14 protein-coding genes are annotated in these 16,466 nt (G+C 65.7%); 6 read left to right on the top strand and 8 right to left on the bottom strand.

Features of this window, described 5'->3' with window-relative positions; translation table 11 throughout:
• Positions 1–15: 15 nt before the first annotated feature.
• From xdhC to NCR37_RS03695, 5 genes are all read left to right on the top strand, one after another.
• Complete coding sequence (xdhC, locus tag NCR37_RS03715) at positions 16–1,032, top strand: xanthine dehydrogenase accessory protein XdhC (RefSeq protein WP_250471788.1); 1,017 nt, start codon at positions 16–18, stop codon at positions 1,030–1,032.
• A gap of 44 nt (positions 1,033–1,076) precedes the next feature.
• Positions 1,077–2,099, top strand: a complete 1,023-nt coding sequence (locus tag NCR37_RS03710; RefSeq protein WP_250471786.1) for an adenosine deaminase — start codon at positions 1,077–1,079, stop codon at positions 2,097–2,099.
• A gap of 46 nt (positions 2,100–2,145) precedes the next feature.
• The gene (locus NCR37_RS03705) at positions 2,146–3,516 is read left to right on the top strand and encodes an NCS2 family permease (protein ID WP_250471784.1); all 1,371 of its coding nucleotides are present in this window, start codon (positions 2,146–2,148) and stop codon (positions 3,514–3,516) included.
• A gap of 29 nt (positions 3,517–3,545) precedes the next feature.
• Positions 3,546–4,874, top strand: coding sequence for a guanine deaminase (guaD, locus tag NCR37_RS03700; protein WP_250471783.1), 1,329 nt, complete (start codon positions 3,546–3,548; stop codon positions 4,872–4,874).
• A 128-nt stretch (positions 4,875–5,002) separates the two neighbouring features.
• Positions 5,003–5,443, top strand: coding sequence for a hypothetical protein (locus NCR37_RS03695; RefSeq protein ID WP_250471773.1), 441 nt, complete (start codon positions 5,003–5,005; stop codon positions 5,441–5,443).
• A gap of 3 nt (positions 5,444–5,446) precedes the next feature.
• Here the strand turns inward: NCR37_RS03695 and NCR37_RS03690 are convergent, their stop codons facing one another.
• The 8 genes from NCR37_RS03690 to NCR37_RS03655 all read right to left on the bottom strand — a co-directional run bounded on the left by NCR37_RS03690 (position 5,447) and on the right by NCR37_RS03655 (position 13,536).
• Positions 5,447–6,511 carry a 2-aminoethylphosphonate aminotransferase gene (locus tag NCR37_RS03690; protein ID WP_250471771.1) on the bottom strand — a complete coding sequence of 355 codons (1,065 nt, stop codon included), beginning with the start codon at positions 6,509–6,511 and terminating at the stop codon, positions 5,447–5,449.
• On the bottom strand, positions 6,511–7,677 hold the full coding sequence (aepY, locus tag NCR37_RS03685) for a phosphonopyruvate decarboxylase (RefSeq protein WP_250471764.1): 1,167 nt from the start codon (positions 7,675–7,677) through the stop codon (positions 6,511–6,513). The genes NCR37_RS03690 and aepY overlap by 1 nt, the downstream gene beginning before the upstream one ends.
• A complete protein-coding gene (gene aepX / locus NCR37_RS03680; protein ID WP_250471756.1) occupies positions 7,670–9,367 on the bottom strand; it encodes a phosphoenolpyruvate mutase in 1,698 nt (565 codons plus the stop codon). Before aepX ends, aepY begins: the two co-directional genes overlap by 8 nt.
• Positions 9,364–10,140 (bottom strand): phosphocholine cytidylyltransferase family protein, encoded by a 777-nt coding sequence (locus NCR37_RS03675; RefSeq protein WP_250471747.1) that lies wholly within the window; start codon positions 10,138–10,140, stop codon positions 9,364–9,366. Before NCR37_RS03675 ends, aepX begins: the two co-directional genes overlap by 4 nt.
• A 25-nt stretch (positions 10,141–10,165) precedes the next feature.
• On the bottom strand, positions 10,166–11,182 hold the full coding sequence (locus NCR37_RS03670; RefSeq protein WP_250471745.1) for a flippase-like domain-containing protein: 1,017 nt from the start codon (positions 11,180–11,182) through the stop codon (positions 10,166–10,168).
• Positions 11,179–11,991, bottom strand: coding sequence for a HalD/BesD family halogenase (locus tag NCR37_RS03665; RefSeq protein WP_250471743.1), 813 nt, complete (start codon positions 11,989–11,991; stop codon positions 11,179–11,181). The genes NCR37_RS03670 and NCR37_RS03665 overlap by 4 nt, the downstream gene beginning before the upstream one ends.
• On the bottom strand, positions 11,988–12,710 hold the full coding sequence (locus NCR37_RS03660; protein ID WP_250471741.1) for a CDP-alcohol phosphatidyltransferase family protein: 723 nt from the start codon (positions 12,708–12,710) through the stop codon (positions 11,988–11,990). The genes NCR37_RS03665 and NCR37_RS03660 overlap by 4 nt, the downstream gene beginning before the upstream one ends.
• Positions 12,711–12,816: 106 nt before the next feature.
• Complete coding sequence (locus NCR37_RS03655; protein WP_250471739.1) at positions 12,817–13,536, bottom strand: DUF4136 domain-containing protein; 720 nt, start codon at positions 13,534–13,536, stop codon at positions 12,817–12,819.
• A 189-nt stretch (positions 13,537–13,725) separates the two neighbouring features.
• Here NCR37_RS03655 and pepN point away from each other — a divergent pair, with 189 nt between their 5' ends.
• Positions 13,726–16,452: an aminopeptidase N gene (pepN, locus tag NCR37_RS03650; RefSeq protein WP_250471737.1), complete on the top strand. Its 2,727-nt coding sequence runs from the start codon at positions 13,726–13,728 to the stop codon at positions 16,450–16,452.
• Positions 16,453–16,466: the final 14 nt, after the last annotated feature.

Genomic DNA, 16,466 nt, shown 5'->3' with positions numbered 1-16,466 from the left:
CCCGGAGCCTCATCCATGCAAGTTTGGCTGAACGACCTGCAACACCTGCTCGCGCACGGCGACGCCGTCGTGCTCGTGACGGTCGCGCGTGTCGAAGGCTCCGCGCCGCGGGAGCCGGGCACGAAGATGATCGTGACGCGCGAGGACGCCCGCTACACCATCGGCGGCGGCCATCTCGAATGGAAGGCGATCGAAACCGCCCGGCAAGTGCTGAAGGACGGCATGCGCAGCCCGCGCATGCGCAGGCTCGAGCGTTTCGCGCTCGGTCCGAGTCTCGGCCAGTGCTGCGGCGGCGCGGTCGTGCTCGCGTTCGAGCGGCTCGACGTATCGGACCTGAACTGGGTGACGTCGCTCGCCAAACGCACGGCAGCCGGGCTTTCGACGGTGCGCAGCGTCTCCTTCGCGCCGATGCCCGACGCCGTGATGCTGTCCGATCCCGAGCCGGGCGCCGACACCGCCGACTGCCTGTTGTGGGACGGCGCGGGCTTCGACGAGAGCGGCGCGCTGCTCACCGAGACCATCGCGCCGCGCGACTTCCAGGTGGTGCTGTTCGGCGCGGGTCACGTGGGCGCGGCGCTCGTGCGCGTGCTCGCCACGCTGCCCTGTCACGTGCGATGGGTCGACGAGCGCGACGCCGCGTTCCCGGCCGCGCAGTTCGTGCCGGACAACGTGACGATCGAGCCGAACGACGCGCCCGACGAAGCCGTCGACAACGCGCCGCCGGGCACGTACTTCATCGTCATGACGCACAACCATGCGGTGGATCTCGTGCTCGCCGAACGCATTCTCGCGCGCGGCGACTTCGCGTTCTTCGGCATGATCGGCTCGCACACGAAGCGCCGGCAGTTCGAACACCGGCTCGCGGCGCGCGGCATCGACCCCGCGCGCATCGCGAGGATGGTGTGTCCGATCGGCATCGACGGCATCGTCGATAAAGCGCCCGAAGTGATCGCCGTCGCAGCAGCCGCCCAGCTGCTGCAGGCGGTGGAAGCGCGTGCCGAACTCTCCGCGTCGTCGCAACAGACCGCTTGACCCCGAGCGGAAGCCCCCAGCATCGACATAAGAACCTCAAGCCCATGAATCCCACACTCGCCGACAAGATCGCGCGCGCGCCGAAGGCGGAACTGCACATTCACATCGAAGGATCGCTCGAGCCGGAACTCATCTTCGCGCTTGCGGAGCGCAACGGCGTGAAGCTCGCGTACGACTCCATCGACGCGCTGCGCGCCGCGTACGCGTTCACCGACCTGCAATCGTTCCTCGACATCTACTACGCGGGCGCGAGCGTCCTGCTGCATGAAGCCGATTTCTACGACATGACGATGGCCTACGTCGAGCGCGCGCTCGCCGATCACGTCACGCACGCGGAAATCTTCTTCGATCCGCAAACGCATACGGAGCGCGGCGTCGCCATCGAGACGGTCGTCGCGGGCATCGAGCGCGCGCTCGCCGAAGGCGAAAAACGCGGCCTCACGTCGAAGCTGATCCTATGCTTCCTGCGCCACCTCTCCGAGGAAGACGCGCTCGCCACGTATGAAAGCGCGCTGCCGCTTTTCGACCAGTACGCGCACCGGCTCATCGGCGTCGGGCTGGATTCGTCGGAACGCGGGCATCCGCCGTCGAAATTCGAGCGCGTCTTCGCGAAGGCGCGCGCACGCGGGCTGAAGCTCGTCGCGCATGCAGGCGAGGAAGGACCGCCCGCGTATGTCTACGAGGCGCTGGATGTGCTCAAGGTGGATCGCGTCGATCACGGCGTGCGCAGCATCGAGGACGCCGCGCTCGTCGCGCGTCTCGCGGATGCGCGCATCGCGCTGACCGTGTGCCCGCTCTCGAACATCAAGCTCCGCGTATTCGACGACATGACCAGGCACACGCTGAAAGACCTGCTGGATCAGGGCGTCGCGGTGATGATCAATTCGGACGATCCCGCGTACTTCGGCGGCTACGTCAACGCGAACTACTTCGCCATCGTCGATGCGCTGAAGCTGTCGGACAAGGAGGTCTACACGCTGTTGAAGAACAGCCTGGAAGCCTCGTTCGTCACCGACGACGAACGCGCCGAGATGGTCGCGCGCCTCGATGCGTACTGGAAGCAATGACACCAAGCAACAGCACCAAGCACTAACCGCACTGAACGCAATAAAGATGGATACCACAGCAACAACACACCGCGACACCACCGCCCTCGAACGGTTCTTCGGCATTCGCGCGGCGGGCTCGCGCACGAAGACGGAGATCGTCGCGGGCATCACGACCTTTCTCACGGCGATGTACATCATCGTCGTCAATCCGGGCATTCTCTCGCAGGCCGGCGTGCCGTTTCCGGCTGCGCTCACGGCAACGGTCATCGTCAGCTTTCTCGGCAGCTGCGCGATGGGCCTCTACGCGCGCAATCCCGTGCTCGTCGCGCCCGGCATGGGCATGAACGCGCTCTTCGCCTTCGTCATGGTCCACGGCGGCAAGATGCCGTGGCAAACGGCGCTCGGCTGCGTGTTCTGGGCCGGCGTCATCTTCGCGGTGCTCGCGGTGTTCAACGCGCGCAAGCTCGTCGTGGATGCGATTCCCGCGAACCTGCGGCACGCGGTGTCGTGCGGCATCGGCTTGTTCATCAGCCTGATCGGGCTCGTGAACGCGAAGTTCGTCGTCGGCGATCCGGTGACCATCGTGCATTCGGCCTCGCTCAACCCGGTGGTCATCACGTTCCTGATCGGCCTTGCCGTCACGACGATTCTCGTCGCGCGCAAAGTGACCGGCGCGCTGATGCTCGGCATCGTGTTCACGACCATCATCGCCATTCCGATCGGCCGCGTCTGGGGCGACGGCACCGCGTACTGGCCCGCCGCCATCGCCACGAAAACGCTCGTGAACTGGAACGGCCTCTTCGCCGCGCCGGACTTTTCGGGTATCTGGCAACTCGACCTCACGGGCGCGTTGAAGGTGGTCTACTGGCCGTTCATCTTCGTGATGCTCTTCACGTCGTTCTTCGACGCGCTCTCCACGTTCATGGCGATCTCGGAGGCCGGCAAGCTGTCCGACGCGAACGGCAACCCGCGCAACATCCGCCAGTCGATGATGGTAGACGCCTTCTCCGCGCTCGTTTCCGCGCCGCTCGGCACGAGTCCCGCGAACGCGTATATCGAGTCGGCGGCGGGCATTTCGGCGGGCGGGCGCACCGGGCTCGTCGCTGTGGTGGCGGGCCTGTGCTTCCTGCCGTTCCTGTTTCTCTCGCCGCTCCTGTCGCTCGTTCCGGCGATCGCGACCGCGCCCGCGCTCGTGCTCGTCGGCGTGTTCATGATGGAAGCGATCACGCAGATCGAATGGCATCGCTTCGACGAAGCCATTCCCGCGTTCCTCGCCATGATCCTGATCCCGCTGACCTACTCGATCACCGACGGCGTCGCGTACGGCTTTCTCGCGTTCGTCGTGCTCAAGTCCGCGACCGGACGCTTCAACGAGATCAAGCCGGCGATGTGGATCATCGCGGCCTTCTCGCTCGTATTGCTTTCGCAGTTGTAGACATCACTAGAAATCGGAGACGTTGCACCATGACTCAGACCGCCTACCGCGCCCAGTTGCTCACCTTCCGCGAAGACCCCGCGCTTGCCGCCGACGGCGCGGTGTACGAGGCCGATGGCCTTTTGATCGTCGAAGACGGCAAAGTGGTCGCGGCGGGCGCGTATGCGTCGCTGCGCGACACGCTCGGCGCGGACGCGACCGTCCACACCATGCGCGACAAGCTGATCGTGCCGGGTTTCATCGACTCGCACATTCACTTTCCGCAGACGGACATGATCGCGTCGCCCGCGCCGGGTCTTCTTCCGTGGCTCAACACGTACACGTTTCCGACCGAGCGCGGCTTCGAGAACCCGGCCGTGGCGCGGGAGACGGCGAGCTTCTTCCTCGATGAACTGCTCGCGTGCGGCACGACGACCGCGCTCGTCTACTGCACGGTGCACAAGCAATCCGCCGATGCGTTCTTCGCCGAAAGCGAGGCGCGCAATGTGCGCATGGTGGCGGGCAAGGTGCTGATGGATCGCAATTGCCCCGAGTTTCTGCGCGACACGGCGCAGTCCGGCTACGACGACAGCGCCGAGCTCATCGCGCGCTGGCACGGCCGCGGGCGTCAGCATTACGCGCTGACGCCGCGCTTTGCGCCGACATCGACCGAAGCGCAACTGGAAGCGTGCGGCACGCTCGCGCAGCAACATCAAGATGTGTTCATTCAGACGCACGTCGCGGAGAACACCGACGAGATCAAGTGGGTCGAGAGCCTGTTTCCGGGCCACCGCAGTTATCTGGACGTGTACGACCACTACGGCCTCTTGCGGCGGCGCGCGGTGTACGGCCACTGCATCCATCTCGACGATACTGACCGCCAGCGCATGGCCGAAACGGGCGCGGTGGCGTCGCATTGCCCGACATCGAACCTGTTTCTCGGCAGCGGTTTGTTCGACTTCGAGAAAGCCGGCGCGTCAAAGATGCCGGTCGCGCTCGCGACGGACGTGGGCGGCGGCACGTCGTTCTCCATGCTCCAGACGATGAACGAAGCGCACAAGGTCGCGCGTCTGACCGGGCATCACCTGAGCGCGACGCGCATGTTCTGGCTCGCGACGACGGGCGCGGCGCACGTGCTCGAACTCGACGACAAGATCGGCACGCTCGCGCCCGGCAGCGAGGCGGATTTCGTCGTGCTCGATCCGGCCGCGACGCCGCTGCTCGCCCGGCGCACGGCTCGCGTGGAATCGCTCGAAGAACTGCTGTTCGCGTTCGCGCTGCTCGGCGATGACCGCGCCGTGTTCGAAACCTACGCGGCAGGCAGGCGCGTGCATGAGCGCGAGCGGCGCAGGACGACGGCGCTGGAACTGGCGGCCTGAGTGTTCAAGAAGCGCCCTTCTGACGAAGGGCGTTTTTCTTGCGGCGTGGACCGGACGCACTGATCCGAGCACAATTTTTGCGCGCTCGCTAAAGTGCAAGCTTTCGTCCGTCACCGTGAAGATTCGTTATGAAGGCCGCCGCGCTTTTCTTTCGCCTAGCCGCATCCATTGCGCTCGCCCTGTCGGCCGCGCCGTCGCATGCACGCGCAATCGAAGCGCAGCTCGACTGTCACTCCACCGCGCACGACTTCATCGCGCCGCTCCAACAAGAAGGATTGATCGAGAAGAAGCCGATGCGCGTCGAGCCGAACTCGGTCAACGCGTTCAAGGCGGTCAAAGGCGCGGTGCTAACGGCATACGGTTTCAAAGTGTATGCGGTCGTCGGCTACCAGAAGGACGATCCGATCTTCAGACAGGGCAACAGCGAGCCCATTGCGGATTCGGCTTACGGCGTGGTCGTCTGGGCGAGCGACGACGCGGTGCAAGAGAAGGTCGACGCGGCGGGCAGCGACGCGGACGTGCACCACGTCGCGCCCTTCATCACGGCGATCTTCTGCAAAGGCCCCTGACGCCTAGCCTAGCAGTTGCGCAACGGATGCGATCAGGCGATCCATATCGCTGGCATCGAGCGCGCCCATCGTCGAGATGCGGAACAAGGTCTTCGACAAGCCGCCCTGCCCCGCGTAGATCACGAAGCCCTTGGCCTTCAGCGTATCGTGCAGCGTTTCGTAGCTGATGCCCGCCGGCAGCCGGTACGCGCGCAGCACGACCGACGACTCGTCCGCCGGCAACGCGCTCTCGATCCCAAGCGCGGCAAAGCCCGCGCGCACTTGCTCGGCCAATGTCGCATAGCGCGCGTGGCGCTTGCGCCAGCCGCCTTCGTCCTCGAACTCGCGCAACGCCTCGACGAGCGCGTAATACGCATGCACCGACGGCGTGAACGGCGTGTTGCGCGCGTCCTGCAACTTGGCGAGCCGCGCGATACCGAGGTAATACGTGCGGCTCGCGGCCTTCGCCAGCGCGTCGCGCCGCGCGATCACGAACGCCGCGCCCGGCACACCGTGCAGGCACTTGTTCGCGGTCGCCGCCACCGCGACAATGCCGCCGCCGTCGAAGTCGATCGCTTCCGCGCCGAAGCTGCTCACGCCATCCATCAGCAAGCCGACGCCGCGCTCGGCGCACGCCCGCGAGAGCGCATCGAGCGGATTCAGGCGGCCGGTCGTCGTCTCGTGATGAATGATTGCCACGTGCGAGAACGCCTTCTCGTCGATCATTTTGACGATCGCGTCGGTGTCCGGCGCCTGCATCCATTCGTACTTCAGCACTTCATGTTCGATGCCGTACTGCGTCGCGATCTGCGCGATGCGGTCGCCATACACGCCGTTTTCCACGACGAGCAGCCGCCCGCCTTCCGGCACGAGGCCCGCGATCATGCTTTCGACGGCAGCCGTGCCCGAACCGGTCATCAGCACCGCCGTCCACTTCGCGGGATCGAGCTCGTATGCCGCGACGAGCCGCGCCCTCGCTTCGTCCTGCAAGTCGAAGAACTCCGGCTCGCGATGGCACAGGTCCGTCTGCAACAGGCTATTGCGCACGCGTTCGGTCAGCGTGACGGGGCCGGGATTGAGCAGCAGCATCAGCGTTCTCCGATGTGTCGTTGCAGACGCGCGCGCACGTCTTCCGGCGTGATCTTCGGGCGCGGCAGGTCGGCAGGCGTGCCTGTGGTAATCGACAGCCGCGCGAAGCGCGCGCCTTCGGCCGCTTGCGCGTCGAAGAGGCGGTCGATCACGCCGATGTCGTCGCCGTCGAGCGCTAGCGAGTAGCCGCACGCCGACGCGATCGACGCGAAATCGACGCCGCGTGAGACGGTCGCCTGTCCGCCAGTCGATTCGTGCGCGCCGTTGTCGAGCAACAGGTGGATCAGGTTGGACGGGCCGTAGGCGCCGAGCGTCGAAAACGCGCCCATGCGCATGAGCGCCGCGCCGTCGCCGTCGAGCGCGACGACGGTGAGATCCGGACGCGACAACGCGAGGCCGAGCGCCATCGGCGTCACGCAGCCCATGGAGCCGACGAGATACAGCTGATTCTCGCGGTCGTCGATGGCGTACAGCTCGCGGCCGCAGAAGCCGGTCGAAGCCAGGACGACCGTCGAATCCTTCGGCGTGCGTGCGATCACGCGCTCGAGCGCGGCATGACGCGTCACGCGCTCGCCTTCGAACCGGTCGACCGGCGCGGCGGCTTGACCGGAGCGCACGCCCGACAGGCCGGTCTTCTTCAGCTCATACGGCGCGACACTGCCCTTCTGCATGACGAGCGCATAAGGGCGGCCGGTGCGGTCCATGTATTCGGTCGCGCGGTCGAGCGCCGGACCGATGGCGTCCGCTTCCGTCGGGAAAAGCTCCCACGGAATCTCCATCGTGTCGAGCATCTGCGGCGTGATCGGGCCCATCAGCGCGTGCTGCGGTTCATCGGCGACGCCCGGCTGGCCGCGCCATGTCACGATCAGAAGCTGCGGCAGCCGGAACGTCCACGTGAGCGAGGTCAGCGGGCTCACCGCGTTGCCGAGGCCGGAGTTCTGCATCATCGCGATGCCGCGACGTTTCGGACTACCGCTTCCTGCGCCAAGCGCCACGCCTGCGATCAGCGCGACCGCATCGCCTTCGTTCGCCGCCGACACGTAATGCAGCGATTCGTCCTGCAGCACGTAGTTGATGAACGGCGTGAGAAACGAGCACGGCACGCCCGCATACCAGTCGAAGCCGCGCGCGCGCGCCGCTTCGACGAACTGGGCGGCCTCAATCACGCGCGTTCTCCAGGCCTTCCGAGCCGATCGGCGTTTGTCCGTGCGCGAAGTCGCCCGCGCGGCGGAAGTCGTCGAGGTCGTTCACGCCGCGCCAGTGGCCGTGCACGTACTGCACTTCGATCTTCTCGCCCGCCGCGACGAGCGCATTCAGCAGCGCGGCCATGTCGAGCGTATCGAAGTCGGGACGCGCCTGAAGCTGCGCGAGCACCGCGAGCAGGCGATCGCGCGCGCCGCCGCGCACATTGATGAGACCCATCCAGCGGCCCTGCGGCGCGCGGCCTTCGGTCAGACCATGTCCCGCGCCGACCACGCTTTCCAGCCACACTTTCTGGCCGAAGAGCGCGCGGTCATCCGGTTGCGAGCAGTAAGCGAAGTCGGTCGCGGACGCGCCCGATTGCGGCGTCTGCGACGAATCGACGACGACGCAGAAGTCGCTCGGCGATTCGACGAGATCGCGCAGGATATAGCTGCGGAACAGCAAATCGCCGTAGGACAGCACCGTATCGCCGGTGATGTGCTTCGCGGCGCACGCGAGCGATGCCAGTTCGCCCGTCGACGCGTGCTTGTCGTTGACGACAAGGCGCACGCCCGACGTATCGATCGCATCGGCACGGTAGCCGCCGACCACGGTGATGTCGTTGATGCCTTCCTTCTTGAACGCCTCGACGAGATGGCGCAAAAGCGGCTTGCCCGCGACCGGCAGCATCACTTTCGGACGATCCGCCGTCACGGCTTCGAGGCCCGCGCCGCGGCTTGCCGCCAGCACGACTGCGCTGCGCTTCTCGTTGGCCGCCGTCAGATAGATGTTCTCCGCCGCGGAGTATTCGTCGGCGTCTTGCAGGCGGAAAATCTCGTTGACCGTCGCGATGCGGTCTTCCACATTGACGAGCGTTTCGCTATCGTGAATCTCCTTCGCGATGGCCTGCATCGCCGACACCGCGCCGCGAATCAGATGGTTCGCCCAGATCACGCAGCTGATGCCCGCCTGACGGAACGCGTCGGTCGGCGTGCTGTAGTACTTCGTCGGCACGATCACGAGCGGACCGCGCCCGGCCCATTCGCGCGCGAAGGTCAGGATTTCGTCGGGCTTCGAGAGCTTGCTGTGAATCAGGATCGCGTCCGCGCCCGCCTGGCGATACGCCTCGGCGCGCTTGAGCGCCTCCTCCATGCCCCAGCCCGCGATCAGCGCCTCGACGCGCGCCACAATCGAAAAGTTAGGATCACTTTGCGAATCCTTGCCGGCCTTGATCTTGCCGCAGAATTCGTCGATGTCGGCGAGCGGCTGCGCTTCGCCGTTGATGAAGCTGTTGGTCTTCGGGAACTGCTTGTCCTCGATGCACACGCCCGCGATGCCGCGCTGCTCCAGCTTCTTCACGAGCCGCCGCACGTTGTTGAAGTTGCCGTAGCCGGTGTCGCCGTCGAGCAGGATCGGCAAGTCGCTGGCGTCGGCCATGAATTCCAGGTTATCGACAACCTGCGTCCAGCTCGCTTCGTTGTTGTCGCGCACGCCGAACTGCGCGGAGATCGAGAGGCCCGAGCCCCAGATCGCCTTGAAACCGGCTTCCTTCGCGATGCGCGCGGAAATGCCGTTGTGCGCTTCCATGAGAAATTCGAGGCGGCTGCTTTGCAGCATCTCGCGCAGACGCATGGTGCGCGAGTAGCCGACGGGAATGGTTCGGGGTGCGTTCATTGTTGGGAGGCTCCTGCAAACTGACGTAGCGGTTGCAACTGCGGCAGCACTTCGTCGGCTGCGCGCTTCACGTCGTTCTGAAAGTCGATTTCGATCCACGGCGCGCCGGTCACATCGGCGATATCGAACACGTGGGCTTTTTCCAGCAGCAGGTCGCGCACCGCTTCTTCGTGCGGCATCTTCGCGCGGCCCGTTTCGACATAATCCGCGACGATATCGGCAAGACGCGCGGCCGTCTTTTCGTCGAAGCGGAAGAATCCGACCGATTCGCCGATGGTGTCGTACGTGAGGCCCGCCGCGACCTGCTTGCGCAGTTCCACCGGCACGCCGTTCTCGACGCACAGCTTCACCGGCTCGTCGCCGGCTTCGAAGTCGCGGTCGATCAAAAGGCGGTTCACGGCGCCGCCCGCGACCAGCGGTTCGATGATGCGCTCGTCGTAGAGCACGTCGGCGTCCATCAGCAGCACGTCGCCGCCGCGCGTCATCGCCTCGCGCGCGGTGTGCACCGACAGCACGCTGCCGAGCGTGAATTCCTCGTTCACGACGATTTCCGACTTCGGCTTCCAGTCGATCGACGCGAGTTCCGCCTCGATCTGTTCGTGCTTGAAGCCGGTGACGAAGACGATTTCATCGACGCCCGCGCCCTTCAGATAATGAAGATGGCGTTCGAGGAGCGAGGCGTCGCCAAAGCGCAGCAGGCATTTCGGCTTTTGCTGGCCTTCGGGCTGAACAAGACGCAGTCCCATCCCGGCCGCAAGAATAATTGCGCGCATGGTTGTTGTTCCCTTCGAGGGTGAATCAGTCGATATCCGGCACGCGCGCAAGACGACGGCGCTGCCAGCCTTTTTCAACGAAATGCAGATAGACGATGCCCGGCACGCCCAGCAAGAGCTCGCGGGCGCGCTTGGCGAGCGAGAGCGCGAGCGCCGTTTCGGGCGGCAGGCCGACGAGGCGCGCGAGCAGCAGATACCCGCCCTCCTGCACGCCGAGCGAGCCGGGAATGGCGAACGCCGCGCCGCGAATTGCCTGACCGAGGCTTTCGAGCAGCAGCGCTTCCGTCCAGCCGACCGGATGCCCGAGCAGATCGAGCACGATCCAGACTTCGCCCGTGCCGACGATCCAGCCGAGAAGGCTCAGGCCGAAGCTCGCCGCCACCTTGCCGCGCTCGCGATACAGCGCGTGAACGGCGGTATCGACGGCCTCGGCGCGCGTGACGAGCGATGACCAGTCGCGCTTCTTCGAGAAGCGCGCGGCGACGCCGGACGCAAAGCGCATCGCGCGGCCGAAGAGACCGCGCCGCTGCGCGAGATAGAAACCGAAGATCATCGCGCCGATGACGCCGACGACCGCGAGCACCGCAATCGAGACGACCGTCGAGGAGCCGCCCGCCGCGTAGCTCGTCAACAGCACGACGCCGACGAGCGCGAAAAGGAGTTGCGCGACGGTCTGCATCGTCGTGCTCACGGTGATGACGGCGGCGGCGTCGCGCGCGCGCATGCCGCGCTGCGAGAGATGGCGGACCATCAGCATGGGCCCGCCGATTTGCCCGGCGGGCATCAGGCTATTGACCGATTCGCCCGCCCAGCGCGCGAGCAGCGCGTCGCGCAAGGTGACGTCGCGTTCGTTGCGGGAGAAGAGCACGCTGATCGCGCCCGCGTCGAGCACGAGCGGCGCGAAGTGAAATGCGGCCACCACGAAGAGACCCCAACCCGCGGCGGCGAGCGTCGACGCGACCGAGCCGAAACCTTGCCAGCCGAGCAGCGCGATGAACAACACCACGCCGATCGACAGCAGAACCGTGCCCGCGCGGCTCATGCCTGTCCGTTCTTGCCGCCTTTGCGGCGAAAGACCTGCCTGAAGCCGAAGTACGCGATCGAGTCCTTCATGTTCGAGATGAACCGCTGGAACGGCCGCATTTCCGGGTTCGTGACGTACTCGAACGTGAGCGACACGCGCATCTCGTTCTCGCCGAGCGGCGTGACGCGATGCCGGAGCTTGTCGCCGTCGAAGAAGACCATCGCGCCCGGCGGATACTGCACCGAGCCGGGTTCCGGCGTCATGTTCGGCGTGCGCGTGTGCAGTTCGTAGTCGAGCCGGCAGGACGAATCGTCGACGACGCCCAGCAGCAGGGTGTAGCGGCGGCCGTTGTAGTACGACGTGTCGTAATGCCAGCCGATGTGATCGCCGGGGCGCGTATAGAAATAGAGCGCGTAGGCGTGAGGATCGTCCTCGGGCGAGAGTTGCAGCTTGTCGCCGCTCACCGCCTCCAGCCACTTGATGAGCGCTTCCGAGCGATACAGGTCCGCGATGAACGGCGCGAGCTTGTCGAGCGTATGACGGCTCACGCTGCCGCCCGCCTTGTGGCCCGGCAGGTAGTTGCGGTTCACGGCCGGCATCACGTCGTGCACGGCGGCGATCAGGCGTTCGGTGTAGTCGCGCGGCAGGAAGTCGTCGAGATAGAGGAAGGAGCCTTGTTTCTCGTAGTCCGCGTGCAGCCGGGGCGTGGGCAGGGAGGCGAGGCGCGCGTTGAGGGTCGCGTCGATATCGCGTGGCGACGGGCGGCTCGCGTGGTCCGCCTGTGCGTGTCGAGGTTGCTGGCTGACCGGAGTTGCCGTATCGCTCATCTCACCGCCTGAAAATCGTTGCCGTCCTTGCGCGCGGCGTGCGCCGTCTGCGCCTTTGCGCGGACGGTGGCTTCGGCGCGCACGCGGCGCGTCACTCGCCGGTAGTCCACCGCGACGAACACCGCGAACAACGGCGCGCCGATAGCCGCGGCGATCAGAAACGGCGTCATGCCGTTGAGCACCGTCACGAGCGGCAACAGATACAGCACGTCTTCGGTTTCGAAGCCGCCCATCGAAGCCTGCTTGGTGCCGGACTTGCCGACCATCGACTCGATGCGCATGCGCAGGAAGAAAATGAGCGCGACCGCGACGCCCGCCACGCCGCCGAGCCACTGCGCGGCCGTTGCGAACGAGGGATGATGCACCGCGACGTAGAAACCGATGCCCGCGAAGAGCAGCACGGTCACGAGCGCGTCGCACGCAAGGTCATAAAAGTGTCCGATCTTACTCGACTGACCGCTGATGCGCGCAAGCTCGCCATCGGTGTGATCGACGAAATTTGACAGCGCGATCAGGAGCGCGCCGAGCGAGCACAGCCAGAAGTCGCCGAGCGAAAGGTAGTACGCGCCGCCCAGGCCGATGGCGAGGCGAACGGTCGTCAGATGATTCGGCGTGACGGGCGTGCCGACGAGCGGCGTGACGAGGCGGCGGGCGAGCCGGGCGTCCCATGTGGCGGGCTCGGGAACGGCTTTCGGGCGGGGCGGACACGGTTTTGTCATGACCGCGAATATATCGCTTATTGACCGCCGCTGCATATATTGCGGCGCGCCCGAATGCCCTCTGCTGGCGCGTTCCGGCGTGCCGCAAGGCCGTTTGCGCGCCGTGTCATTCCACCGTTTTGGGCGCGGCCGCGGGTGCCGGCGCGGCGCCGCTCGCGGTCGAATCGAGCGATGCCGCCGTCTCGTTGCCGATGCCGCCGTTCCTGTCCACCGGCAGCGTCACCGTGCGCACCGTGCCGTTGCCGAGCGGGAAGTCGGCGAGCGCGCTGCGGGCGAGATACGGCATCGCGCGATACAGCGAGGCGTCGTCGGTCGAATTGACCGCCGTCACCTTGTATACCTCGCGTCCGGTCGCCCGCTCGGTCATGCGGATTTGCAGCGCGTGAATATAGACGGGGTAACTTTGGTCGACATAGCCCGTCGGACCCCACGGGCCGTATGGACCGAAGCCGCCCCACGGCCCCCAGAAAGGACGGCCGTAGTAGCCGTACCACGGCCACGGGTCGTAATAGACGGGCTGCCGCACCGTCACGAGGTCGCCGCGGACGGAATACGCGAGCGCCACCTGATAATGCGCGCTCGCTTGCGGCGCCTCCTTGAATGCGACCTTCGCCAGTTCGCTCGCGACGAGCGTTTCGTACGTCTTCTGCTCGATGCTGTTCTGCTGCTCGTCACCGCGGGCGAACGCGTACGTGCGCGTGACGTCGCTGCCGGTCCAGTCCGAGAACGCGGTCACCTGCGTCTGCACGTAGGTCGTGCAGCCCGCGAGCCACAACGCGCCGGGCACGCAGGCCGCGCGCATCAGCCGATGGGTCGAGAGATTCATGGCCTTCCTCATTTCGTTGACTACCTCGGCGAGCGTCGAACGGCGGGGTTCGACTCACGACAGCCAACCGTTTTGTACAATGGTTCGACCTGCCGAGCCCGCGTTCGTGCCGTACATGTGCCGCACATGAGCCGCACGTGAGCCGCACGCGAGCGTTCAGGCCGCCACTCTCACCGAGATCATCTTGCCATGTCCAACACGCCCGCACCGACCGCGTCCGCTGTGATTCGCCGCGAGGACTATACGCCGCCCGCTTTCCTGATCGATTCGGTCGCGCTGGAATTCGACCTCGTGCCGTCGCGCACGGTCGTGAAGAACACCATGCGCCTGCGCCGCAACCCGGATGCGCCCGGCCATGCGCCGCGCCTCGAACTGATCGGCGAGCAACTGGAGTTCGTGCGCGCGGCGATCAACGGCGCGGCGCACGCGGACGTGCAGATCAACGACAACGGCCTGTCGATCGGCGATCTTCCGGGCGACGCGTTCGAACTCAGCATCGAGAGCCTCTGCAATCCGGAGCAGAACACGACGCTCTCGGGTCTTTACGTGTCGAGCGGCAATTTCTTCACGCAATGCGAGGCGGAAGGCTTCCGGCGCATCACGTACTTCCTCGACCGTCCGGACGTCATGGCGACTTACACCGTCACGCTGCGCGCCGACAAGGCGGCGTATCCGGTGCTCTTGTCCAACGGCAATCTGATCGAAGAAGGCGAGCTGCCCGACGGCCGCCACTTCGCCAAGTGGGAAGACCCGTTCAAGAAGCCGAGTTATCTGTTCGCGCTCGTCGCGGGCAAGCTCGTCGCGCTTGAAGAACGCATCAAGACCGGCTCGGGCAAGGAAAAGCTGTTGCAGGTGTGGGTCGAAGAACACGATCTCGACAAGACGCGCCACGCGATGGATTCGCTCATTCACTCGATTCGCTGGGACGAAAAGCGCTTCGGGCTGGAACTGGATCTCGACCGCTTCATGATCGTCGCGGTGAGCGACTTCAACATGGGCGCGATGGAGAACAAGGGCCTCAACATCTTCAACACGAAGTACGTGCTCGCCAATCCGGAAACGGCGACGGACACGGACTTCTCGAACATCGAAGCGGTGGTCGGCCACGAGTACTTCCATAACTGGACCGGCAACCGCGTGACCTGCCGCGACTGGTTTCAATTGAGCCTGAAGGAAGGGCTGACGGTGTTTCGCGATCAGGAATTCTCCGCCGACATGGCCGCCGGCGACGCCGATGGCGCGGCGAGCGCCGCAGCCCGCGCGACGAAGCGCATCGAAGACGTGCGCGTGCTGCGGCAGATGCAGTTCGCCGAGGACGCCGGCCCGATGGCGCATCCGGTGCGCCCGGAGAGCTACGTCGAGATCAACAATTTCTACACGATGACCGTCTACGAGAAAGGCTCGGAAGTCGTGCGGATGTATCAGACGCTGTTCGGCCGCGACGGCTTCCGGCGCGGCATGGACCTCTACTTCCAGCGCCACGACGGCCAGGCCGTGACCTGCGACGACTTCCGTCAGGCGATGGCCGACGCGAATCATCGCGACCTCGCGCAATACGAGCGCTGGTACAGCCAGGCGGGCACGCCGCGCGTCACCGTTCGCGCGTCCTACGACGCCGCGAACAAGAAGTACACGCTGACGCTCGCGCAAGGCTACGGCGAGACATCGGAAGCCGCTCGCGCGACGCAGAAGGGACCGCTTCTGATTCCGTTCGCGGTCGGTCTGATCGGCGCGAACGGGGCGGATCTGCCGCTGCGTCTGGAAGGAGAAAAAGAGCCGAGCGGCACGACACGCGTGCTCGAATTCACGGAGCGCGAGCAGTCGTTCACCTTCGTCGATGTCGGCGAGGCGCCCCTGCCCTCGCTCTTGCGCAATTTCTCGGCGCCCGTGATCGTCGAATTCGACTACACGAACGAACAGCTCGCGTTCCTGCTCGCGCACGACAGCGATCCGTTCAACCGCTGGGAAGCCGGCCAGCGCCTCGCCACGCGCGAGTTGCTCGCGCTCGCCGGGCGCGCGGCGAAGGGCGAGACGCTTTCGATCGGCGACGAAGTCATCGCGGCGTTCGCGCAGGTGCTCGACGACACCACGCTCACGCCCGCCTTCCGCGAACTCGCGCTCATGCTGCCGTCCGAAAGCTATCTCGCCGAGCAGATGAGTGTGTCGGACCCGGCCGCCGTCCACGCGGCGCGCGTGTTCATGAGCCGCCGGCTCGCGTCGCAGTTGCGCGACAAGTGGCTCGCCGTCTACGAGGCGAACCAGACGCCGGGCGAGTACCGGCCGACGCCCGAAGACGCCGGCAAGCGCGCGCTCAAGAATCTGGCGCTCGCCTATCTGAGCCAGCTCGACGATCCGAGCGACGCCGTGCGTCTCGCGCAAAAGCAGTACGACGACGCGAACAACATGACGGACCGCTCCGCCGCGCTTTCCGCGTTGTTGCTTGCCAGCGCAACCGCTGGCGCGGACCCGACCGTCGCCGATGCGGCGCTCGCGGACTTCTATCGCCGCTTCGAGAAGGAGGCGCTGGTGGTCGACAAGTGGTTCGCGCTTCAGGCGACGCAGCGCGGCGGTGCGCAGCGCAAGGTGATCGACATCGTGCGCCAGCTCATGCAGCATCCCGCATTCACGCTCAAGAACCCGAACCGGGCGCGCTCGCTCATTTTCAGCTTCTGTAGCGGCAATCCCGCGCAGTTCCATGCGGTCGACGGCTCGGGCTACGCGTTTTGGGCCGAACAGGTCATTGCGCTGGACGCGCTGAATCCGCAAGTGGCGGCGCGGCTCGCGCGCGGTCTCGAAATGTGGCGGCGCTTCACCCCGGCGTTGCGCGAAAAGATGCACGCCGCGTTGAGCGAAGTCGCGTCGAAGGCGAAGTCGCGCGACGTGCGCGAAGTGGTCGAGAAGGCATTGGCGGCGTAAACGCGCTTGACCCG

The organism is Caballeronia sp. GAFFF1 (assembly GCF_023630705.1).
Lineage (GTDB): Bacteria > Pseudomonadota > Gammaproteobacteria > Burkholderiales > Burkholderiaceae > Caballeronia.
The sequence above is the reverse complement of the archived record's forward strand: the minus strand, read 5'-3'. Positions and strand labels throughout refer to the sequence as shown.